The sequence below is a fragment of the Niabella beijingensis genome, assembly GCF_020034665.1.
Taxonomy (GTDB): domain Bacteria; phylum Bacteroidota; class Bacteroidia; order Chitinophagales; family Chitinophagaceae; genus Niabella; species Niabella beijingensis.
In genome coordinates this window covers 764223-786145 of record NZ_JAIQDI010000001.1, presented here as the reverse complement: position 1 = coordinate 786145, position 21923 = coordinate 764223, and the positions used below count along the sequence as shown (strand labels likewise).

19 protein-coding genes are annotated in these 21923 nt (G+C 48.3%); 10 read left to right on the top strand and 9 right to left on the bottom strand.

The genetic code is table 11. The features are described 5' to 3' along the window. Window positions 1-37: 37 nt before the first annotated feature. Both K7B07_RS03450 and ubiE read right to left on the bottom strand, forming a co-directional pair. Window positions 38-763 (bottom strand): ABC transporter substrate-binding protein, encoded by a 726-nt coding sequence (locus K7B07_RS03450; RefSeq protein ID WP_223707476.1) that lies wholly within the window; start codon window positions 761-763, stop codon window positions 38-40. A 34-nt stretch (window positions 764-797) separates the two neighbouring features. After that, entirely contained in the window at window positions 798-1544 is a 747-nt protein-coding gene (gene ubiE, locus K7B07_RS03445; protein WP_223707474.1) for a bifunctional demethylmenaquinone methyltransferase/2-methoxy-6-polyprenyl-1,4-benzoquinol methylase UbiE, read from the bottom strand. A 139-nt stretch (window positions 1545-1683) separates the two neighbouring features. Between ubiE and K7B07_RS03440 the strand changes: the two genes are divergently transcribed. Next, the gene (locus K7B07_RS03440; protein ID WP_223707472.1) at window positions 1684-2706 is read left to right on the top strand and encodes a GntR family transcriptional regulator; all 1023 of its coding nucleotides are present in this window, start codon (window positions 1684-1686) and stop codon (window positions 2704-2706) included. Window positions 2707-2716: 10 nt separating this feature from the next. After that, window positions 2717-3349 (top strand): ribosome biogenesis GTP-binding protein YihA/YsxC, encoded by a 633-nt coding sequence (yihA, locus tag K7B07_RS03435; protein WP_223707470.1) that lies wholly within the window; start codon window positions 2717-2719, stop codon window positions 3347-3349. A 172-nt stretch (window positions 3350-3521) separates the two neighbouring features. Here yihA and K7B07_RS03430 read toward each other — a convergent pair whose 3' ends face one another. Both K7B07_RS03430 and K7B07_RS03425 read right to left on the bottom strand, forming a co-directional pair. Next, the gene (locus K7B07_RS03430) at window positions 3522-4838 is read right to left on the bottom strand and encodes a MutS-related protein (RefSeq protein ID WP_223707468.1); all 1317 of its coding nucleotides are present in this window, start codon (window positions 4836-4838) and stop codon (window positions 3522-3524) included. Window positions 4839-4929: 91 nt separating this feature from the next. Further along, window positions 4930-6291, bottom strand: a complete 1362-nt coding sequence (locus K7B07_RS03425) for a dihydroorotase (protein ID WP_223707467.1) — start codon at window positions 6289-6291, stop codon at window positions 4930-4932. Between the two features lie 152 nt (window positions 6292-6443). On the opposite strand from K7B07_RS03425, the gene K7B07_RS03420 reads away from it, so the two are divergent. Then, a complete protein-coding gene (locus K7B07_RS03420) occupies window positions 6444-8156 on the top strand; it encodes a hypothetical protein (RefSeq protein ID WP_223707465.1) in 1713 nt (570 codons plus the stop codon). Window positions 8157-8175: 19 nt separating this feature from the next. Next, complete coding sequence (locus K7B07_RS27775) at window positions 8176-8763, top strand: DUF922 domain-containing protein (protein ID WP_223707463.1); 588 nt, start codon at window positions 8176-8178, stop codon at window positions 8761-8763. Between the two features lie 39 nt (window positions 8764-8802). Here K7B07_RS27775 and K7B07_RS03410 read toward each other — a convergent pair whose 3' ends face one another. The 3 genes from K7B07_RS03410 to K7B07_RS03400 form a co-directional block, all read right to left on the bottom strand. After that, window positions 8803-9228 (bottom strand): hypothetical protein, encoded by a 426-nt coding sequence (locus K7B07_RS03410; protein WP_223707461.1) that lies wholly within the window; start codon window positions 9226-9228, stop codon window positions 8803-8805. Window positions 9229-9340: 112 nt separating this feature from the next. Then, on the bottom strand, window positions 9341-10702 hold the full coding sequence (locus K7B07_RS03405; protein WP_223707459.1) for a pyridoxal-phosphate dependent enzyme: 1362 nt from the start codon (window positions 10700-10702) through the stop codon (window positions 9341-9343). 1 nt (window position 10703) lies between these two features. Continuing rightward, window positions 10704-12293 carry a S41 family peptidase gene (locus K7B07_RS03400; RefSeq protein ID WP_223707457.1) on the bottom strand — a complete coding sequence of 530 codons (1590 nt, stop codon included), beginning with the start codon at window positions 12291-12293 and terminating at the stop codon, window positions 10704-10706. Between the two features lie 158 nt (window positions 12294-12451). Here K7B07_RS03400 and K7B07_RS03395 point away from each other — a divergent pair, with 158 nt between their 5' ends. Further along, complete coding sequence (locus K7B07_RS03395) at window positions 12452-13294, top strand: N-acetylglucosamine kinase (protein ID WP_223707456.1); 843 nt, start codon at window positions 12452-12454, stop codon at window positions 13292-13294. 32 nt (window positions 13295-13326) lie between these two features. Continuing rightward, window positions 13327-14148: an N-acetylmuramic acid 6-phosphate etherase gene (murQ, locus tag K7B07_RS03390; protein WP_223707454.1), complete on the top strand. Its 822-nt coding sequence runs from the start codon at window positions 13327-13329 to the stop codon at window positions 14146-14148. Between the two features lie 75 nt (window positions 14149-14223). Here murQ and rpsT read toward each other — a convergent pair whose 3' ends face one another. Further along, complete coding sequence (rpsT, locus tag K7B07_RS03385; RefSeq protein ID WP_223707452.1) at window positions 14224-14481, bottom strand: 30S ribosomal protein S20; 258 nt, start codon at window positions 14479-14481, stop codon at window positions 14224-14226. Window positions 14482-14716: 235 nt separating this feature from the next. On the opposite strand from rpsT, the gene K7B07_RS03380 reads away from it, so the two are divergent. Next, entirely contained in the window at window positions 14717-17464 is a 2748-nt protein-coding gene (locus K7B07_RS03380) for a 2-oxoglutarate dehydrogenase E1 component (RefSeq protein ID WP_223707450.1), read from the top strand. Between the two features lie 66 nt (window positions 17465-17530). On the opposite strand, the gene K7B07_RS03375 is transcribed toward K7B07_RS03380, so the two are convergent. Further along, window positions 17531-18178, bottom strand: coding sequence for a response regulator transcription factor (locus K7B07_RS03375; protein ID WP_223707448.1), 648 nt, complete (start codon window positions 18176-18178; stop codon window positions 17531-17533). Window positions 18179-18434: 256 nt separating this feature from the next. Here K7B07_RS03375 and odhB point away from each other — a divergent pair, with 256 nt between their 5' ends. The 3 genes from odhB to K7B07_RS03360 all read left to right on the top strand — a co-directional run bounded on the left by odhB (window position 18435) and on the right by K7B07_RS03360 (window position 21852). Beyond that, the gene (gene odhB, locus K7B07_RS03370) at window positions 18435-19697 is read left to right on the top strand and encodes a 2-oxoglutarate dehydrogenase complex dihydrolipoyllysine-residue succinyltransferase (RefSeq protein WP_223707445.1); all 1263 of its coding nucleotides are present in this window, start codon (window positions 18435-18437) and stop codon (window positions 19695-19697) included. Between the two features lie 69 nt (window positions 19698-19766). Beyond that, window positions 19767-20966, top strand: a complete 1200-nt coding sequence (locus K7B07_RS03365; protein ID WP_223707443.1) for an RsmB/NOP family class I SAM-dependent RNA methyltransferase — start codon at window positions 19767-19769, stop codon at window positions 20964-20966. Between the two features lie 46 nt (window positions 20967-21012). After that, window positions 21013-21852, top strand: coding sequence for a carboxylesterase family protein (locus K7B07_RS03360; RefSeq protein ID WP_223707441.1), 840 nt, complete (start codon window positions 21013-21015; stop codon window positions 21850-21852). The last annotated feature ends 71 nt before the right edge of the window (window positions 21853-21923 follow it).

Genomic DNA, 21923 nt, shown 5'->3' with positions numbered 1-21923 from the left:
GGAACCGGTGTGCGCGCAGCAGGTAAGCACCTTTCCGTTAACCCTTTGCCCGGAGTTGTTTAAAGTAGGCCGGTGCCTGCAGCATCCTGCTGCCATACCAGCTGAATAATTCGCCATCTACCAGCATTATTGTTGTACCGGGTAAAAGGTGCTGCAGTTCCGCTTTATGTTTTTCTTTAAACGGATAAGGTTCTGAAGAAAGCAGGAGGTATGCGGGCCGGAGTATTTTTAATGTGTCCGGGTTTATTACGGGATATCTGTTACGGGATGCATAAAGGTTTATAAAACCGGCCCTGGCCATCATATCACTAATGAATGTATCTCCGCCAACCGTCATCCAGGGGTCTTTCCAGATAAAATAAACCGCTGTTTTTTGTACTGGGCTATCCAGGTGTTCAAACGCTCTTTCTATTGCGGATATTAATGCTGCGGCCTCGTGGCTGCGTTGTGTTGCAGTACCAATGGTTCGGATCATTTCAAGAGCCTCCTGATAACCGTTTACGTCGGTGACCAGCACCGGAAACAGTTGCTGCAGCACCTCCACCTGCTCTTTTACATTCTCCTCCCTGTTGGCAATAATAAGGTCGGGCTGAAGAGCGATGATCCTTTCAAGGTGTAAATCTTTGGTGCCGCCGATCCTTGTTTTGGTCCGGAACCAATGTTCCGGATGTACACAGAATTTCGTGATACCCACTACCGCCGTTTCCAGGCCCAGGGTGTACAAAAGTTCCGTTATGGAAGGTACCAGTGATACGATTTTCAAATTCCAGGTTTCAAATCTCAGGTGTGCTGACCGCCTACGGCTTCTCAGCGGTATAAATGCAGCAGATACCAAGGGTAAGTGCCCGGTACCGCGCATTTTTAAAACCGGTCTTTTCCAGTATGGCAGTAAACTCCTTACGTTCGGGGAAGGCCCGGGCCGATTTATTCAGGTATTGATAGGCTTCTTTGTTCTGCTTCAGCAGCCCGGCGATGTGGGGCGCCACAACGTTCATATACAGCTGATACAATCCTTTGAACAAGCCGGGCCGGGGCCGGGAAAATTCAATGATCAGTAATTGACCGCCCGGTTTTAATACCCGGCACATTTCGGACAATCCTTTTTCCAGGTGTTCAAAGTTGCGCACACCGAATGCCGCCATTGCGGCGTCAAAGCGGTTGTCCGGGAACCGGAGGTTTTCAGAGTCGCCGGCTTCGAGGGTTATTTTGCTGCCCAGTCCTTCTTTTGCGATTTTTTGCCGGCCTACTTCCAGCATCTGCTCCGAAATATCAACACCGGTTATATGACGGGGCGACAGCATTTTGCAGGCGCGTATGGCCATATCACCCGTGCCCGTAGCGATATCCAGCAGCTCCTGCGGCCGGTACTTTTTTAACAGCCCTATCGCTTTTTTACGCCAGGCCACATCCGAGCGGCCCGAGAGCACCCGGTTGGTAAGATCATAACGGGGCGCAATGCGGTCGAACATTTCAGCCACCTGTTCTTTTTTGGATTTTCCCGATTCTTTATAAGGAATAATAGGGTCGTGCGAAAATTCTGTCATACGCTGCAAAGGTAAAGGGAATTGCCTAGTGATGCATTGAAAAGACCCGGGAACCATTGCGTCCGGCAGGCTGCTATTTTCGGATGGGGAACTTCATTTATTTTTCCTACTTTTATTTGCAAAGTTTGCCTGTTTCAAAATGAGTATTTTTAAATATATTGAGCTGGATGTATTGTCAGCCACGCCCAAATACCAGCAGCTGGCGCAATCCATTATCAACGCCATAGCAGATGGCAGTATCCGCAAGGATGATATCCTGCCTTCCATTAACGAGCTGAGTTATGAATTTGAAATTTCCCGTGATACGGCAGAAAAGGCCTATAAACACCTGAAACGGATGGGGGTGCTGGGCTCTGTTCCGGGTAAAGGGTATTTTGTAAAAGCCGGTGATCTGCAGAACTCATTGAAGATATTCCTGATGTTCAATAAGCTCAGCACGCACAAAAAGATCATCTATGATGCATTTGTAAAGACGCTGGGTCCCACGGCTGTAATCGACTTTTACATTTACAATAATGATTTCAACCTTTTTAAAAAACTGATCTCCAGTATTGAAAAGAAATACACCCATTTTGTGATCATCACCCATTTTATGGAAGGGGGAGAAGGCGCACCGGAGATCATCAATGCCCTGCCCAAGGAAAAGCTGATCCTGCTCGACAAACTGGTACCGGGGGTTACCGGTGATTTCAGCGCGGTGTATGAAAACTTCGAAGAAGACATTTACCGGTCGCTGGAAAAGGCACTGGACCGGCTTAAACATTACGAAACCCTGAAGATTATTGAGCCGGAATACTCCTATTTTCCGGAGGAGATCACCAATGGGTTCCGGAGATTCTGTCAGCAATACGCTTTCAACGGGAAAGTGGTGCACCATATTCAGAAGGAAATCATCTCGGAAAAAGAGGTCTATATCTGTCTCATGGAGGACGACCTGGTTACGCTGGTTGACAAGATCATGGCCGCAGAACTCCGGCTGGGAGCGGATGTGGGCGTGATCAGTTATAACGAAACGCCCCTGAAACGGCTGATCTTACAGGGGATCACCACGTTTTCAACAGATTTTGAGGCAATGGGTGCAGAGGCGGCGCGGCTGGTGCTCAGCGGGGAAAAACAAAAGGTAGCGGTGCCTTTTCATTTAAGATTGCGCCCTTCCCTATAAATTTGCAGCTATGGAGATCCAGTCTGCGGCTTACGTTAAAAGTAGTGCCGAATATACACAATGTCCGAAAGCGGACCGTCCGGAATATGCATTCATCGGCCGTAGCAACGTGGGGAAATCTTCCCTCATCAATATGTTGTGCGATAAAAAAGCACTGGCCAAGACCTCGGCGGCGCCCGGAAAAACACAGCTCATCAATCATTTTGAGATCCTATCGGGGATCCGGGATAAAACCGGGAAACTGATAAAATCTTCCTGGTACCTGGTGGATCTTCCGGGATATGGCTATGCCAAGGTTTCTCAAAAGCAACGGAAAAGCTGGTCTATGATGATCGAGCGGTATATCCTTAAAAGGGAAAACCTCATTTGTTTATTTGTACTGATCGACAGCCGGCATGAACCGCAAAAAATCGATCTTGAATTCATTAACCAGCTCGGTGAATGGCAGATCCCTTTTGTGCTGGTGTTTACCAAAGCGGATAAGAACAAGCCGGGTGCTACCATCCGGAATGTAGCGGCATTTCTCGAAACCCTGAAAGAAAGCTGGGAAACATTGCCATTGCATTTTGTGACTTCTGCGGTTGACAGGGGCGGTCGTGAGGACTTGCTTCAATATATCCAGACACAGAATCAGGCATTGTGATTGCGTTGCGCCACCATCCGGGGGGTGATTTCTTTAAAATATTTTTTGCAACATTGATGCATTTTGTTATTTTGCAGGAATATTGAACAGGGGAGAAGTGAAGTGTTAAGTACCTGGTGACAGGTGGCTGGGGGGCATAGGCCCTCCGGCTTTTTATGAAGTTGTACAGGGGTCAGAGCCGGTCCAGCATTTCCACTACCTTTTCTTTTTTCAGGATAAAGTAACCCAGCCGGTCTTTACTGATCCCTTCTTTTAACTGGTAACTGAAGGAAAGGTTATCACCGTCGATGGTGGTCTCAAAATGTTTAAAAGCAATAGAAGGGGTGGCGGCCAGTTCTTCGCCGATTTCGTATAAATGGGTGGAGAGGACAAACAACGAACTCTTCACCTTCAGCAATCCGCGGATCACTGCCAGCGAACAACGCATGGCATCCTGCACATTGGTTCCCTTGAACAATTCGTCGATCAGTACCAGCCATCGCTGACCGTTACTTACCCGCTCTACGGTATTCCGGATGCGTTGTACCTCATTAAAAAAGTAGCTTTCGCCTTTTACAATATTGTCCACCACATTGATATTGCTGATCAGTCCGTCAAATAAGGTCAGCTTCATCGACCTGGCGGGTACTCCCATTCCAATGTGGGCCAGAAAAACAGCGGCACCCACCGATTTGATCAGCGTGCTTTTTCCTGCCATGTTTGCGCCGGTTAAAAACAGGAAATTATTCTCCTGGTTGATCTCAAGATCGTATGACACCGGTTGCTGAAGCAAAATATGATAGAGGCCTGTTGCCTCTATTGTAGGAGTGGGTTGCTCTGTAAATTCAGGGAACGACAGGTTGTAATGTTTTACTGCCATCGCCATCGAGTACCAGGCATCCAGCCGGGCATAGATGTCCATAAGCTCCTGCACGGCGTGTTTATGTGCTTCGCGCAACTGACCGGCAAAATACAGGTTCTTGCTCATGGAGAAGGGCTGGTCCTTTACCGATTCGGATAATTGAGCAAAGGCTTCGGTTTTCAGCAACTGGCCGATGCGCTCAATATAAATACTAAAGCCGGCCGGCAGTTCCACTTCTTTCAGCAGCGTGGAGATCTGTTTCATGCTTCTGAAAAAATCGGCAAAGTGATTGATGGAAAAACGGACCATGGAATAGTCGGCATGATGCAGTACCCGGTAAATGGCGGCATCTACTACCGTGGGACTGTTGCTTACCCGGTCCAGTGCATAATCCAGGAAGCGGTCCATTACGAGTATCGTACCATTGGTAATATCTTCCGGCCATTCTTCCACATGAAGGATCAGCTTCCGGAGTATCTTTTGGGTGCCGCGTATTTTTTGAATGTCGCTGAAAGGTGTGGAAAAGAAATGACGCAGCCATTCCTTTCCTCCGAAAGTGCGGGTAAAGTTCAGTTTGTGGAAGATGGAATAGTCTTCCTCCGGATGAAAAATAGCGATATCGTTAAAAGAGATGTCGTCGATCTGCATGACTCTTGTTTATGATTCCCGGTTTTTAGCTGTCAGCTATCAGTGTGACTCCTGTCTGACATCTGACGTCTGATATCTGACATCTCAAATCCTACCTGTCAAATAATAATCGTTGTCCCTTTACAGACTCATTCCACTGTCCATTTCCATAAATTAAATTCCCGTTTACAAAAGTATGCGTGACAGCAGCAGGAAAAATGAAGGGATCGCCTGCTCCATTAATGTCTTCAAACGGGCTCCAGCCGCATTTGTATAAAATGTTTTCTTTTGCTACGGCAACGGGGATGTTCATATCTGCTATGACCAGGTCGGCCTGGTATCCTTCACGTATATAGCCCCGGTCTTTTATCTGGAAGCAGTCGGCCACGGCGTGGCTCATTTTTTCTACTACTTTTTCCAGGGTAATTTTTCCCTGTTTTACATAGTAGAGCATTAAAAGCAGGGAGTGCTGCACCAGCGGCACACCGGCATGGGCTTTCAGGTAGGGCTCCTGTTTTTCTTCGATCGTATGTGGCGCATGATCGGTGGCGATCACGTCCAGCCGGTCGTCCAGCAGTGCCTGCCAAAGGGCTTCCCGGTGATGGGGCGCCTTAATGGCCGGGTTGCATTTAATAAGGTTGCCCTGAACGGCATAATCATCTGCAGTAAAGTGCAGGTGATGCACACATACTTCGGCAGTGATGCGTTTCTCTTTAAGCGGAAGCATATTGGTGAACAGCTGCAGCTCCTTTTCAGTACTGATGTGCAGGATATGCAGCCGGGAACCGTGTTTTTTGGCCAGCTGGATGGCGTAGAAAGAAGATTCAAAACAGGCCTCCTCATTGCGGATCACCGGGTGGTCGGCAGTCGTGAGGGTTCTCCCGGAATCGATCGCTTTTTGCAGGTTGGCTTTGATGATACGTTCATCCTCACAGTGGGTCGCAATCAACATTTCACTTCCGCCAAATAGTTTTTCCAGTACCAGGGGGTTGTCCACCAGCAGGTTCCCGGTGCTGGAGCCCATAAAGGCTTTGATGCCGCAGATACGGTCTTTGTATTTATTGGCCATCAGGGCATCTTCCGCATTCTGGTTATTGGTGCCCATAAAAAAGGAATAATTGGCCAGCGAGGAGGTACGGCCGGTTTCGTATTTGTTTTCCAGCAGTTCCAGCGTAAATGCCGGCGGAACCGTATTGGGCATTTCCATAAAACTGGTCACCCCACCGGCCACGGCGGCCTTGCTTTCGGTATAGATCGTAGCCTTATGGGTCAGTCCGGGCTCGCGGAAATGCACCTGGTCATCGATGACCCCGGGGAGCAGGTAACGTCCTTCACCGTTTATTTCTGTTGCCGCCGCTTTGGTATCAATGCTGCCGGCTATCTTTTCGATTTTCTCATCACGGATCAGCACATCTCCGGTGTGGGTCCGGCCTTCATTTACAATGCTTATGTTCTTGATCAGGAATGTTTGCATGATTTTTGTTATTGAGTGCAACAATATTGATAAAATGCGTAAAATCGTTCGAAATTAATCAATTAGCCGGAATCCTGTTCTAATAACTTGTTGATGGCCTTATCTTTGCCGCAGCTGAAACCGGAAAACAATTAATTAAACCGTTATCTTATATGCAAATCAGAAATATCCTAAAACTTGCTTTGATCCTGCTGCCTTTTTATAGCTATGCGCAGACGGACAATATTGAGCTCAGTGATAAGCAGAACCGGCTGATCAACCGGCTGGATATAAAGCTCAGAGGAGATTCTGTGCTGCAGTTTACCACCGTGAAGCCTTATGGACGTAAACGTGCCACGGAACGCGTGGAGCGGATTGATTCACTGGATAAGGCGGGTGCCCTGGAAGGGGTGCTCACCAGTATCGACCGGTATAATATCCGGAGTATGATGATGAATAATTCCGACTGGACGACCCGTTATGCCGATTCTTTTCAGCGCAAGCCTATACTTGGTGCATTTTTTAAGAATCCGGCCCATCTCTATGCCGTTGATAAGCGCGACCAGTACAGCCTGATCATTGACCCTGTAATTAATTTCGAACTGGGAAAGGCTACGGGTACCAAGACCTTTGTGAACACCCGGGGCGTCCGCTTTCGCGGGCAGATCGACCAGCGTGTAGGGTATTACCTGTATTTTTCAGAGAACCAGGAACGCGATCCGCGGTATGTGCAGGACTATAGCAGGGCACATATCAGCGTACCGGGACTGGGGTATTATAAAAGATTTAAAGGCGATGGCTTTGATTACTGGGATGTACGCGGAGGAGTGACCTTTCATGCAGGGAAATACATCGATTTCCAGATCGCACATGATAAATTTTTTATCGGAGACGGGTACCGGACCACTTTTATCAGCGATTTCAGTGCTCCTTATCCCTTCCTGAAATTAGGGGTTCAGGCGGGCAAATTCCAGCTGACCTCTGTAGCGGCACAAACGATTGCTCCATTTGATAATAGTTATTCCGGCAAGGATTCAACCCGTCCGCGTAACTATATGATGTTCCACTATCTTACCTGGCAACCCACCAACTGGCTGAAACTGGGCTTCTTTGAAAGTACCATGTACAACAGCAAAAAGAATGGGGGCCTGCAGGTGGGCTACCTGAATCCGTCGATGTTTAACAGGGCCTATTCATCATATACAGGTAATAGTGCCAAGTCCAGCATCGGGCTTGATTTTAAGGCCAATTTTGCAAAATATTTTCAGGCTTACGGGCAGTGGCTGATCAATGAATTTGTAGTAAATAAGGTGTTGAAGTCCGGCGGCCCCTGGGTGAATAAATTCGGTTATCAGATCGGCGCCAAATATGCAGATGCCTTTACGGTTAAGAACCTGGATCTCCAGGTGGAAGGTAATTTCGTACGACCTTTTACCTACACGGATAAATGGGCACAAAATAATTTCATACATTATAATCAGCCCCTGGCACATCCGCTGGGCGCGAATTTCAGGGAATTTGTGGGGATTGCCAACTACCAGCCTCTGCCGCGCCTCTATCTGAAGGCCATGCTGATCATGTATAATAAAGGGTTGGATACCACCAGTTATTATACGGCCTGGGGTTCACCGAGCTATGGGGGAGATCTTTTCAGAAACTACCGTGATGGTCGTGAAAGTGACGAAGGGTATTATATCGGCAGCGGCATCAGTAATAAGGGGATGATCGGTTCACTTACTGTTTCATATGAGATCATACAGAACCTGTTCTTTGATGTGGCTGGGATGTATCGTAAATACCGGATCGCAACAGTGCCGGATAATACTACCAAGTGGCTCTCTGTCGGGCTACGCTGGAATATGGCGCGGCGTGATTTTTTATTTTAGCAGGATAAAACTGTTGCTGGTGATTGCCGGACTGCTCTTTGCAGTGTCGGTTGCCGGACAATCAACCACCATCCGGTGGTCGCAGGCACGACCATTGCGTATTTCAGATTTCAGGATAGTAAGAGCAGGAAAACCTTCACCCGATAATCTAGGGCGGAATATGGCGGTGACCCGCACCGGATTCATTTATGCGGTGACCCCAATAACCTCTGGTGTAAATAAGGGGAAAGGTCTTATACGCGTTTATGCACAGATGGACCCTGCACATTCCTACATGGTCGAAAAGGTGCTGAAAGGCAGTGCCGCAGACCGTGCCTACCTGCTGAATCACGAGCAGAAACATTTTGATATCTCAGAGATCTACGCCCGCGAGTTATCGCGTTTTTTAAGAACGCAATCATTGGGACGATCTGCAATAGAACGGATCACGACCGAAGTGAACCGCCTGTTTAAGGAGCTCAATGCATTTCAGAAAAAATATGATGCGGAAACGAACAATGGCCGTAACAAACAAAAACAGGAGCAGTGGAATGCACTTATCGCACAGCGGTTAAATGTGCTCTCTCCCTATGCTGCAAAAGATTATATCCTTTCTCTTCCTCATTGATTCATGGCCTGTAACAGTTTCAGAAGCTGGCAGACCGGATCAGAAAATAGAACCGGGCTGACTGGAGCTGGTTAAGGCGAGGTTCAGATCTGTATGGAATTTTTCGAACTTTTCCTTATTGGAGTTTTTATAAAAGTATTTCAGCAGCAACAACACAAGCAGCATCCATAATACGCCACCAATTGTATAACGGCCACCCAGGCTGTATACAATAAATGAACCTACAAAAGCCAGCACAATGCCCAAAACCACCGCCAGGATGATCAGTGCCACAGGCGGCACAAAGTCGGTAACAAGATTGCTCTTCGCCGGCCGTACCACGTGTTTCATGTTGCCGGACGGAAGTATCAGGTTTTTGGGGCCGATACCCAGAAAAGGTTTTCTTATTTTGGCGCCGGGGTAGTGGGGAGCCAATTTATCCAGCAATTCTTCCAATGTTTTTCCGGTTGGATTTGCAACTTTCATAAAAGAGGTTTATAGTGAGGCGCAAAAATAATCTTTTTTGCGCTCTTTCCGGCTATGTGGGATACCGGTTTTCCCGGATTTTAATTTAGATCATCGTAATGGGTATGCCGTACTAACTTCCCAGTGCCTGCAATACATCATACTTGGTGATGATGTGGTAATTGCCGGCCTCATCTTTGCTCATCACCGCACCATTGTCCTTATTCAGAAGGGATTTTAATTTTTCGATCGGCGTATTGAAGTCGACTACCGGGAACGCCGGCTCCAGGACCTGTTCGATCTTTTCCTGCTTTAATTCGGTATTGGAAAACAGTTTCTGGAACAGGCCGCTTTCGCTGATAGACCCGATCATATCCCCGTCCTTAAAGACCGGGATGGATTCGATGTCGTACCGCCTCATCAGTTCAACAGCTTCGCTTACGGTCTGCGCTGCTTCTGCAGTGATAAGACGGTTGCCCGCCGGCCGGCCGCTGATAATATCCTTGAAGGACTTCACATCCAGGAACCCGCGTTCCATCATCCATTGGTCGTTATAAATTTTTGCCACATACCGGCTGCCATGATCATGAAAGATACAAACCACCAGGTCGTCTTTGTTTAATCGGTCCTTTAACTGCATCAGGCCACTGACACAACTTCCGGCACTGTACCCGCAAAAAAGCCCTTCTTCCTTTGCCAGTTTCCGCGCGATGATCGCGCCATCCCGGTCGGTCACCTGGGTAAAGGCATCAATCACCCGCATGTCGTAATTTTTAGGTACAAAGTCTTCACCAAAACCTTCACTGAAATAGGGATATACCTCGTTCATATCCGCCTCTCCCGTGTTGAAGTATTTGGTAAGCAGGGAGCCATAGGCATCCACCGCCCAAACCTGTATTTCCGGATTCTGTTCTTTAAGATATTGTGCAGTACCGGTGATGGTGCCACCGGTTCCGGCGGTACACACGAGGTGGGTGATCTTTCCGTCGGTCTGTCTCCAGATCTCCGGGCCAGTGGTCTCGTAATGAGCCAGCCGGTTTGCCAGGTTATCATATTGGTTCATATGATAGGAATTGGGTGTCTCCTTTGCCAGGCGGGCCGCTACACTGTAGTAGCTTTGCGGATCATCAGGCTCCACATTTGTAGGACATACGATCACTTCCGCACCCATAGCCTTCAGCACATCGGCTTTTTCCTTCGATTGTTTATCGGTGGTAACAAAAATGCATTTGTACCCTTTCACGATCGCTCCCAGGGCAAGCCCCATACCGGTATTGCCGCTGGTGCCTTCAATAATGGTACCGCCGGGTTTTAAATGGCCTTCTGCTTCTGCCACTTCGATCATTTTGAGGGCCATGCGGTCCTTGATGCTGTTGCCGGGATTAAAATAATCTACTTTGGCCAATACGGTACAGGGCAGGTCTTTGGTGATCCTGTTCAAACGGATCAAAGGTGTGTTGCCAATGGTTTCCAGTATATTATTTTTGATCTCCATCTTATTTTGTTTTTAAGAAGTCAACCGCCTTTAATACTACGGAGTCTCTCAAGTTCAGCACCTGGTAATACCCGGAGTCTCTCCATTTGAAGCGCGCCAGGTAGGCTTCCATCCGGTTGGCTACCCTTGCTTTTTCCGCTTCGGGGATATAGGTCAGATTTATTGTATCTTTTTGAGCACGGCTTACAAACTGCTGCCACATTGCTTTTTCGGGGTCAAATCCCTCCGAGAATGAAATGGGCGAGGAGTAGGGATCCATCAGCTGCTGGTTTTCCAGATAGTAATGGAACACAAAGTCGGTAAAAGTACCGTTGAAAAAAAGTTTATTGATCTCCTTGGAAGTACGTGAGGTATCCAATCCTACAAAAATATCCGGCATGATGCCTCCGCCTCCGTAAAGAAAGCGTCCTGCGGGTGTTTTATACTGTTTGCCGTTGTTTACTTTATTGCTGTCTGCAAAATAGGCCTGGCCGTTGGCATAACGTTCCCAGATGTCATCCATATACACTTTCTTTCCTTTGTTGTAAGGCCGCTGTATACTGCGGCCCAGCGGTGTGTAATACCGTGAAACCGTCAGTTTTAATGCAGAACCGTCGCTAAGGGGGAATATTTCCTGTACCAGCCCTTTTCCAAAGGTCCGGCGGCCTACAATGGTTGCCCGGTCCCAGTCCTGCAAAGCCCCGCTCAGGATCTCGCTGGCGCTGGCAGAGAGTTCATCCACCAGTACGGTGAGCTTCCCGGTTTCGAATATGCCCGGGCGTTTGCAGCGGTATTCTTTTTTGGGGCTGTTGGTACCTTCCGTATACACCACCAGTTTATCCCCGTCCAGGAACTCGTCCGCGATATCAATGGCCTGGTCCATATAGCCGCCCCCATTGCTGCGGAGGTCCAGCACGAGCTCGGTAAGTCCCTGTTTCTTCAGGCGTTCCATAGCCTCCATAAATTCACGGTAGGTAGTGCTGCCAAAACGATCGAGTTTGATATACCCCGCCTTGTTATTGATCATATATGATGCCACCAGTGTGGGGGTGGGGATATTGTTACGTGTCACGGGAATCGTCAGCAGTTGCTGATCCCGCCGGATCTGGAGGTTTACCGATGTTCCTTTCTCTCCCCGTATCAGGTTACGCACTGTAGTACTGGTCACTTTTCTGCCGGCAATTGTGGAATCATTGACCTTTATGATCTGGTCGCCTATTTTAAGTCCCGCTTTCTCGCTCGGGCCATCCTTTAATACAAAAGTGATATTTACCGTGTCGCGGATCTGGTTGTACTCCACGCCGATGCCTTCAAATTTTCCGGAAAGCTCCTCATTGGCTTCCTTCAGATCAACAGGGGGGAGGTATACGGAATGCGGGTCCAGTTCATTCATCATTTCCCGGATGGCATTGGCTTCCAGGGTGTCGATCCGTACAGAGTCTACATATTTCTGCCGGATGATCTCCAAGGCTTCTTCCAGTGAGGTGCTGCGGCGGGACGTGGCAAACCCTCCGTTGGGCTGGGCTCCGCGGAGTTTGTATCCGATGAACATACCAACGATCATTACAAGGGAAAATAATAAGGGCAGCCAGACCTCAAATTTCTTTTTCATTCATTCTGTTTATGAGAGGCTGCAAAATAGCCAATCTTTGCTGTTTATTGTAGAAATCAAATCATTTTCTGATTATTTTATAAATAGGTTATTTTTGGCACTTATTACTGCGGAACAGACTCGTTCTGGTAACAGCTCCGTACTAAACTACAGTTTCAATGTCAAGAGTGCAACTTATCGCAGATGCGGGTTCTACAAAGGCCGAGTGGTGTCTTCTAAACAATGGTAAAACAAAAACCGTTCTTACCGGCGGGGTGAGTCCCTATTTTCTGAACGGAGATCAGATCGTGGAGCTGCTGAACAAAGAACTGCTCCCGAAGTTGAAAAATGTGGCAGTGGAGGAGGTATTTTATTATGGTACGGGCTGTCTGAATCCGGACAACCGCAAATTGGTGCAGAAAAGCCTGCGCCGCCTGTTCCCGGATGCGAAAGTACAGGTGTGGCACGACGTGGAGGGCGCGGCCCGCGGGCTTTGCGGCCGGAGCAGGGGCATCGCCTGTATACTGGGCACGGGCTCCAGTACCTGCTATTATGATGGGCGTAAGATCCAGAAGAACAGCCCGGGGCTGGGTTATGTTCTGGGTGATGAAGGCAGCGGCGCCTACCTGGGCAGGAAAGTGATCCAGTATTTTTTATACAATACGTTCGACGAGGATCTGAGGGCCCGTTTTGACGCGGCCTATGTTACCAATGCCACGGAGATCCTGGAACGGGTGTACAAACAACCGCTTCCGAACCGCTATCTTGCGGGGTTTGCAAAATTCCTTGCGGAGAACAGAGGACACTACATGGTGGAGAATATTATCGAAGATGGCCTGAATGATTTCTTTTTTACGCACCTTTGCAAATTCCAGGAAGCCTGGAAACATCCCATCAGTTTTGTAGGGAGTGTTGCATTCGGATTTAAAGATGTATTGAAAGAACTTTGTAACAGCTACAGCTTTGAGTTGGGAAAAGTGCTTCAGAAGCCGATGAAAGGGCTGATTGAGTACCATTCCTGAATTGTTTTAAAAGAAATTTATATCGGATATATATGGCAGGAGAAAAGATTACGGAGCAGGCTAGCAAATATGACCACCTGGAAAAGATGTCGGTGCTGGAATTGCTGACATCCATGAATAAGGAAGATCAGGAAGTGCCACTGGCAGTACAGAAAGTAATTCCCAATATTGAAAAGTTAATTGAAGCCATTGTGGAAAACATGGTGGACGGCGGGCGGCTGTTTTACATCGGCGCCGGCACCAGTGGCCGCCTGGGCATCCTGGATGCCAGTGAAATTCCGCCCACTTACGGGTTACCAATGGGTGTTGTGATCGGTATCATTGCAGGCGGCAGCAGGGCCATTACCACACCGGTTGAAAATGCTGAAGATGATGAAGCCCAGGGCTGGAAGGACCTCGAGGCTTATGAGATCAATGAGAAAGATGTGGTAGTGGGAGTAGCCGCCAGCGGCTCCACTCCTTACGTGATCGGTGCACTGCGGGAATGCCAGCAACGCGGTATCATTACCGGCAGCATCAGCTCCAACCCCAATGCGCCTGTAAGCGCTGTTGCCGATTACCCCATAGAGGTGATCGTGGGACCTGAATTTGTAACAGGAAGCACCCGTATGAAAAGCGGTACGGCCCAGAAGCTGGTGCTCAATATGATCTCCACAACGGTGATGATCCAGCTGGGAAGGGTGGAAGGCAATCGTATGGTGAACATGCAGCTGACCAACGAAAAGCTGGTGGACCGGGGTACAAAAATGGTAATGGAGAAGACCGGGCTGAAGGATTACGAGCAGGCCAAGCAGCTGTTGCTGGAGAATAAGAGTGTGAAGAATGCCGTGGAAGCCTATAACCAGGCACGGTAGAAAAATAGTTAGAACAACAAAAGGAAGAGTGGATGCTCTTCCTTTTTTATTTCCTTAAAACAGGATTATCTTTAATTACGCTGCTACTGCTGCGTTGATTTTTTTAGCCAGCTTGCTTTTTAAATTAGCGGCTTTATTGCGGTGGATAACGCCCCTTTTCGCTAATTTGTCGATCATGCTTTCCACGGAAGGTAATTGTCCCTTCGCGTCACTACCTTCAGCAGCTCTCAGATTTTTAATGGCATTACGGGTAGTTTTACCATAATACTTGTTTCTGTCGCGACGCTTTAAGGCCTGACGTGCATGTTTCTTTGTAGCTTTATGATTCGCCATGGATCTTTTTTTTTGGACGGCAAAGGTAACAGAAATAAATGAAATATCGGAAAATTCTTCCCATTTTCTTTACAATACGGCGGAAGTCCCTTTCGCCATTCACTAAACATAACTTAAAATCAAAAAATAGAACGATGCGATTGCATAAATATTGCGTATCTTGTGGGGCAATTTTTGAAAGCAGGCATCCAGACGATAAAATAAGATAGTATAATATATAAATAGCTGATTTACAATGAAGGATTTTTCGTACATTACAAGCTCTTCTCCCGAATTTATTGAAAACATGTACAAAGAGTTTGTAAATAACCCGGAGAGCGTAGACACCGAATTAAAAAAATTTTTTGAAGGATTTGACTTTGCGGTTGGTAACGGTCTGGCACAAAAGAACGGCGCGCCGGCTGTTGCAGCAGGAAGCGGAACTGCTGCGGCTGACTGGAGAAAGGAAATCGCGGTATACCGGCTTATTTTGGGATACCGGAACAAGGGGCACTTGCTGGCAGATACCAACCCCATAAAAAAACGCATAGACCGCGGCGCCAATCTCGATCTTCCCTTTTTTGGTTTGTCGGAAGCTGACCTGGATACCACCTATGAAGCCGGCAGCCTCATCGGCCTGGGTACGACCACGCTCCGGAATATTTTATCCCATCTGAAGAAATGCTATGCCGGACATGTAGGCATTGAATTTAAATACATCAGTGATCAGAAGAAAGTGGACTGGCTGACCAATGAAATGGAGAAGAAATTCACCAGTCCGCTGCCCCTGGAACAAAAAAAACGCATCCTGGAAAAACTGAACGAAGGGGTGATGTTTGAAAAATTCCTGCATACCAAGTATGTGGGACAGAAACGTTTTTCGCTTGAAGGAGGAGAAACGACCATCGCCGCACTGGATGCCATCATCAACAAGGCCGCTGCCCTGGAGGTAAAGGAAGTAGTGATCGGCATGGCCCACCGTGGAAGACTGAACATACTGGCCAATATACTGGGAAAGACCTATGAGCAGATCTTTAGTGAATTTGAAGGTACAGGTGAGATCAACCAGACTATGGGAAGCGGGGATGTGAAATACCACCTGGGTTTTGGAAGCGTGATCCAGGCTACCAACGGGGAGACGGTGCACCTTAAGCTGATGCCGAACCCATCTCACCTGGAGGCTGTGGATCCTGTGGTGCTCGGCTTTGCGCGCAGCAGTGCCAATATCCTGCACGACGAACGCTACGAAACGGTATTGCCGATCCTGATTCACGGTGACGCTGCACTGGCCGGACAGGGCGTGGTATACGAACTGTTGCAGATGTCCAAGCTTAAAGGCTTTTATACCGGCGGAACCATTCACTTTGTAATCAATAACCAGATCGGTTTTACCACCGATTTTTCCGATGCACGGAGTGCTGATTATTGTACTTCGCTTGCCGCGATGGTACAGTCACCTGTGTTGCACGTGAACGGGGATGATCCCGAGGCCGTGGTGAAATGCGCGGAAATCGCCACCCGTTACCGCAACGAGTTTCATGCGGATGTTTTTATCGATATGGTTTGTTACCGCAGGCACGGGCACAATGAAGGAGACGACCCGAAATTCACCCAGCCGGCCATGTATGCGCTGATCGATAAACACCTCAATCCACGGGAAGTATATGTAAAATACCTGCTGGACAATGGTGAGGAGGATGCAAAAGAACTGGCAAAGGAAATGGAAAAGAAATTCTGGGCGGATCTTCAGGACCGGCTGGATGAGGTAAAACAAAAACCGTTACCCTATACCTATCAGGAACCGGAACTGCAATGGAAAAGCCTGCGCAAGGCTACACCGCTGGATTTTGATGAAAGTCCGGACACCGCTGTAAGCGACGAAGAATTTAAAACGGTGTTTGATGCCCTGATGACGATCCCCGAAGGGTTTACACCTTTGAAAAAAGTGGCAAAACTGCTCCAGGACAAAGTAAAACTGCTGGATACCGAACACAAGGTTGACTGGGCAACCGGTGAGCTGATGGCCTTTGGTACCCTGCTGATGGATGGATATGATGTACGCATGACCGGGCAGGATGTCGGACGTGGTACATTCAGCTCCCGCCATGCGATCCTCAGGGATGAAGTAACAGATGTGGCCTATAACCGCCTGAGCATACTACCGACCGACAAGAAATTCAGGATCTTTAATTCCCTGCTGAGCGAATATGCAGTACTGGGATTTGAATATGGTTTTGCACTGGCCTCGCCTAATGTACTGGTATTATGGGAAGCGCAGTTTGGCGATTTTGTGAACGGAGCGCAAACGATGATCGACCAGTTCATCACCAGCGCCGAGCAGAAATGGAACCGTATGAACGGCCTTGTAATGCTGTTGCCGCACGGATTTGAAGGGCAGGGGCCGGAACACAGCAGTGCACGCATTGAGCGCTTCCTGCAGTCCTGCGCAGAATTGAACATCGTTGTTACCAATATCACCACCTCCTCCAATTACTTCCATGCGCTGCGCCGTCAGCTGCGGTGGCCGTTCCGCAAACCGCTGGTGAATTTTGCCCCCAAGGCCAATCTGCGGCATCCGGGAAGTTATGCTCCTAAAGAAGAATTCACAAACGGGCGGTTCCGTGAAGTGATCGATGACAGTTATGCCGATGACCCGGTAGCAGTAAAAACCGTACTGTTCTGTTCCGGCAAGATCTATTTTGATCTGGCAGAAAAACAACAGAAAGACAACCGGAAGAATGTAGCCGTGGTACGCCTGGAACAATTGTATCCCCTGCCCAAAAAGCAGCTGGATGCGTTGTATGCAAAATATAAGAATGCTGTATGGTACTGGGTGCAGGAAGAGCCGCTGAATATGGGTGCCGCTTCCTTCCTTCAGATGAACCTTAAAGATATCAACTATGGCATCATTGGCCGCAAACCCAGTGCTGCACCGGCATCCGGGTTTATGAAAGTGCATAAGGCCGAACAGGAAGAGATCATTAATACCGCATTTTCAATGTAACAGGAAATAGCAGGCGGAATAGAAATTCCGCCCTTTTTTTATCTATTCAAAACTAAACATGAGCGCTTATAGGAGCTTCTGATTCAGCGCTTTTACAACAGCTTCTGAAACGGAGTTCACCTGTAGTTTTTCATACACATTCTTAATATGTGTATTTACGGTATGGATGCTCAGGTTGCAGGCCGAAGCTACCATCTTACGGGTGTATCCCTTCACCAGCAGGTTCAGGATCTCTTTTTCCCTGCCGGTAAGCTCTACTTCCTCGTTGTTTTCAAAAAAGACGTTTTTCTGGAAAGCAGTTAATACCTTTTTGGCAATAGAGGCGGTCATTGCCGCATCGCCGTTATAAACATCCTCAATGGCCTGGATCAACTGGGCCGGAGGTGATTTTTTCAGAATATAACCCGATGCCCCCGCGCAAATAGACGCAAAGATCTTGTTGTCATCTTCATACACCGTTTGCATCAGCACCTGGATCCGGGGAAAATTTACCTTGATGATCTTTACCCCCTCAATGCCGTTTACATTGGGCATGTCGATGTCCATTAATACCACATCCGGATCGGCTTTGCGGACATCCGTAATGACGTTACTGCAATCGAAAAAAGTTCCGGTGCAGGTCATACGGGGCGACGCATTGATCAGCATACTTAAGCTATCTCTCCGGTAGGCATTATCATCAAAAACAGCCACGTGTATGGTTGTCATATTCATATTATAAAATTAAGGCATTAAAAATAGCCGCCTATCGCCAATTTGTGTGATATTTTGGAGCTATCAGTATGCATCCGTCAGCCGTCAGACCGGCCTGTCATGCCCGGCTGGTTGCTAATGGATGATTGCAGATCGCTTCAGCCCCGATTCTTATATTTCAAATCTCAATACTCCTGTCTCAATTCTCCGGTCAGAACGCAGAAGTTTACAATTTTTTGCCGTACTTTGCCATACCTTTTTAAAAAGCAGTTTTTTTATGGCAATTGATATAAAAGTTCCCACTGTTGGGGAATCGATCAGTGAAGTGACCCTCTTAAAATGGGTAAAAAATACAGGGGAATATGTTGAGCGCGATGAAGTGATCGCCGAACTGGAAAGTGAAAAAGCCACTTTCGAGGTAAATGCGGAGAAAGCAGGAGTGCTCACCACCAATGCCGCTGAGGGGGATACCCTGAACATCGGGGACACCATTGCCTCTATTGATGATACAGCAGCCCGGCCGGAGCCTGAACCCGGGGCGGAACAGGCGCCTGCGGATAAAAAGCCGGCAGAGGCCAAGACCCCGGCCCCGGATCCTGAAAAGCAAAAACCGGCAGCTGTTCCCGGTAACGGAACCACTACCGCCGCATCGGTAAAAGCAACACCGGTTGCTTCCGCTATTATTGCAGACAAGGGGTTGAACCCGAAAGATGTGACACCTTCCGGAATTGCGGGTAAGATCGTAAAAGAGGATGTACTGGCCGCACTGGCAAACCCGGGAAGAAAAGCTTTTGCAGGCGGAGAACTGTATAGCCGGAACGAGCGGGCGCAAAAGATGACCAGCCTCCGCAAAACGATCAGCCGCCGGCTAGTGGAAGCAAAAAATACCACGGCCATGCTCACCACCTTTAACGAAGTGAACATGAAGCCGATCATGGATATACGGTCCAAATACAAGGATAAATTTAAAGAGGCACATGGAGTAGGACTGGGCTTTATGAGCTTTTTTGCAAAGGCCTGTGCCATTGCATTGTCCGAATGGCCTTCTGTAAATGCATACATCGACGGAGATCAGATCCTGTTCCATGATTATGCAGACATCAGCATTGCCGTAAGCACTCCCCGCGGACTGACCGTTCCGGTGATCCGGAACGTGGAAAGTCTGAGCATGGCCGGCGTGGAAAAAGCGGTGCTGGACCTGGCGAAGAAAGCACGCGACAGCAAATTGACCGCGGAGGACCTAACCGGGGGGACTTTTACGATCACCAATGGAGGAGTATTCGGCTCCCTGATCAGTACCCCGATCATCAATTTACCGCAAAGTGCCATCCTGGGTATGCACAATATCGTAGAGCGGCCCATTGCAGAAAACGGGCAGGTGGTGATCCGTCCGATGATGTATATCGCGTTGAGTTATGACCACCGGATCGTCGATGGAAGGGAATCAGTAAGCTTCCTGGTCCGCGTAAAGGAATTGCTGGAAAATCCGGCACTGCTGCTGATTCAGCAGGACCCGATAAAAACCTTACTGGAATTATAATCAAACACAATAGGAGAGCGGCCTGTTTACGATATGTAGACAGGCCGCTCCGGTTTTCAAACAATCCGATTGACCGCTGAACAATCCATATCAGGTAGCCCGGAAAAGGTTCCCGGCCGGTTTTATTCTTATCTGAATAGCGCCGTAAAGATCATCGGCAGTTATAAGGGAGAAATGCCGCTGGCCCATTTTTTAAAAAACTTTTTCTCCGGAGAAAAAAAATTTGGCAGTAAAGACCGGAAGCAGATCGCACAACTGTGTTATGCGTATTACCGGCTGGGGAAGGATTTTACCGATCTTTCTTTTGAACAGCGGATCCTGCTGGGATTACGGACGACCGCAGATGCGGCGGCCGTTGCCTGGGAGCCCCTGTTTGAAGCCTATCAGGTGCCGCAACATTTTTCAGGAACGGTATTCCCCTGGAAAAAACAGCTGAGCCCTTCTGTTGATGCGGCTTTGCTCGAACAGTCATTTCTTACCCAACCCGATCTTTTCCTGCGTATCCGCCCCGGCAACGAAGCGGGGGTAAAACAAAAACTGGAAGCTGCCGGTATCAGCTTTAAACTGGAAGGTGATGCGATCCGGTTAAACAATGCGGTAAAGGCGGATACTGTTCTTGACATCAACAGGGAAGTGGTGGTACAGGACCTGAGCTCGCAGCAAACGGCCGGTCTGCTGCGCTTTTTTAAAACACTCAAGGCTCACCCCGATAGCTATCGGGGCTCAACGCTCCAATCTCCAATCAGTATCTGGGATTGTTGTGCCGCAAGCGGAGGAAAATCTCTGTTGGCATGGGATGTACTGGCCCCGGCTGAACTGACGGTATCAGACCTGCGTTCCAGCATCATCGCCAACCTGAAGCGCCGTTTCCGGGAAGCGGGGATCACTTCATTTAATGCATTGGTAGCAGATGCTACCATGTCTCCGGCACCACATTTCCGCGCCCATTTTGATCTGGTAATTGCCGATGTGCCTTGTTCCGGAAGCGGTACCTGGAGCCGTACACCGGAGCGGCTGCATTATTTTAACACTTCCGAGATAAAGACCTATGCCACGTTGCAGCGAAAAATTCTGACGAACCTGGGGCATGCTGTAAAGCCCGGTGGTTTTTTACTTTATATCACCTGTTCCGTATTCCATGCGGAGAATGAAGACCAGGTGGCCTGGTTACAGCAACGGGGGTGGAAGGTAAAAGAACAACAAGTGATAAAAGGATATACACTTAAAGCGGACACCATGTTCGGGGCCTTGCTGCAAAAAGAACAATAAGACAACGACCATTTTATTTCTGATTAAAAAAATATTGATACCACCGATGTGCCGGCCATTGAAGTTGACGACTTTTTTCCTGGTATACCTGCTGCTGATCAGGCCCGTACAGGGGCAGCGACAGCGCTTTTCAGATATCCGGTTTGACAGCAGTGCGGCAGCACAGGCAAGAGCGGCACTGAACAACCTGCCGGATACCGGTTATCAGAAAAAAGTATATCACAAAGATGGTGTGCAGCTGCCTTACCGTTTGCTGGTCCCGCTGCACCGGCAGCCCTATAAGAAATATCCCCTGGTGATCACCCTGCATAATTCATCACGACTGGGCAGTGATAACGAACGGCAGCTGGAACCACTGGCCCGTATCTGGCTGCGCCGGGATATCCGGAAAAAATATCCGGCATTTGTGGCGGCACCGCAGTTTGCAAAACGTTCTTCCAATTATGCGATGGATTCTTCCAGAGGAGTACTGGAGGCTTTTCCTTCGGCGGACGTGCCCATCGTGCTGGACCTGGTAGCAGCGCTTGTCAAAACCCACCCCGAAATAGATGACCGGCGGATCTATATTGTCGGCTATTCCATGGGGGCTTCAACCGCACAGCACCTCTTAAGCCTGGATCCGGGCCGGTTTGCGGCCCTGGTGACGATCGCCGGCGTACCGGATTTTTCCAATACCGGCGGGATTGCTGACAAACCGGTATGGCTTGTTCACGGCAGAGAAGATGATGAAAATCCTTATCCGGGGAGCGTTGCTTTATTTAACCTCCTGAAAAAAAACCGGCGGCTTTTGTTTACTACATTTAATCACCTGAACCATAATACAATCACGCTTCCTTTTCTGTTGAATGATGCGCTGCCGGCATGGTTGTTCAAACAAAAAAGGTGAACCTTCATCCGGAGATAATGCCAGGGTGCTGTAAGTATCACGTTTTTACCTTAATTTCAAAAATAAAAATA

Excerpts from the sequence above, each read along its gene's own strand:
- K7B07_RS03405 (WP_223707459.1), bottom strand. The coding sequence starts at position 10,702 with ATGGAGATCAAAAATAATATACTGGAAACCATTGGCAACACACCTTTG.
- K7B07_RS03410 (WP_223707461.1), bottom strand. The coding sequence starts at position 9,228 with ATGAAAGTTGCAAATCCAACCGGAAAAACATTGGAAGAATTGCTGGAT.
- K7B07_RS03360 (WP_223707441.1), top strand. The coding sequence starts at position 21,013 with ATGTGCCGGCCATTGAAGTTGACGACTTTTTTCCTGGTATACCTGCTG.
- ubiE (WP_223707474.1), bottom strand. The coding sequence starts at position 1,544 with ATGACAGAATTTTCGCACGACCCTATTATTCCTTATAAAGAATCGGGA.
- murQ (WP_223707454.1), top strand. The coding sequence starts at position 13,327 with ATGGCAGGAGAAAAGATTACGGAGCAGGCTAGCAAATATGACCACCTG.
- K7B07_RS03430 (WP_223707468.1), bottom strand. The coding sequence starts at position 4,838 with ATGCAGATCGACGACATCTCTTTTAACGATATCGCTATTTTTCATCCG.
- rpsT (WP_223707452.1), bottom strand. The coding sequence starts at position 14,481 with ATGGCGAATCATAAAGCTACAAAGAAACATGCACGTCAGGCCTTAAAG.
- odhB (WP_223707445.1), top strand. The coding sequence starts at position 18,435 with ATGGCAATTGATATAAAAGTTCCCACTGTTGGGGAATCGATCAGTGAA.
- K7B07_RS03440 (WP_223707472.1), top strand. The coding sequence starts at position 1,684 with ATGAGTATTTTTAAATATATTGAGCTGGATGTATTGTCAGCCACGCCC.
- K7B07_RS03420 (WP_223707465.1), top strand. The coding sequence starts at position 6,444 with ATGCAAATCAGAAATATCCTAAAACTTGCTTTGATCCTGCTGCCTTTT.
- K7B07_RS03400 (WP_223707457.1), bottom strand. The coding sequence starts at position 12,293 with ATGAAAAAGAAATTTGAGGTCTGGCTGCCCTTATTATTTTCCCTTGTA.
- K7B07_RS03395 (WP_223707456.1), top strand. The coding sequence starts at position 12,452 with ATGTCAAGAGTGCAACTTATCGCAGATGCGGGTTCTACAAAGGCCGAG.
- K7B07_RS03425 (WP_223707467.1), bottom strand. The coding sequence starts at position 6,291 with ATGCAAACATTCCTGATCAAGAACATAAGCATTGTAAATGAAGGCCGG.
- K7B07_RS03380 (WP_223707450.1), top strand. The coding sequence starts at position 14,717 with ATGAAGGATTTTTCGTACATTACAAGCTCTTCTCCCGAATTTATTGAA.
- K7B07_RS03375 (WP_223707448.1), bottom strand. The coding sequence starts at position 18,178 with ATGAATATGACAACCATACACGTGGCTGTTTTTGATGATAATGCCTAC.
- yihA (WP_223707470.1), top strand. The coding sequence starts at position 2,717 with ATGGAGATCCAGTCTGCGGCTTACGTTAAAAGTAGTGCCGAATATACA.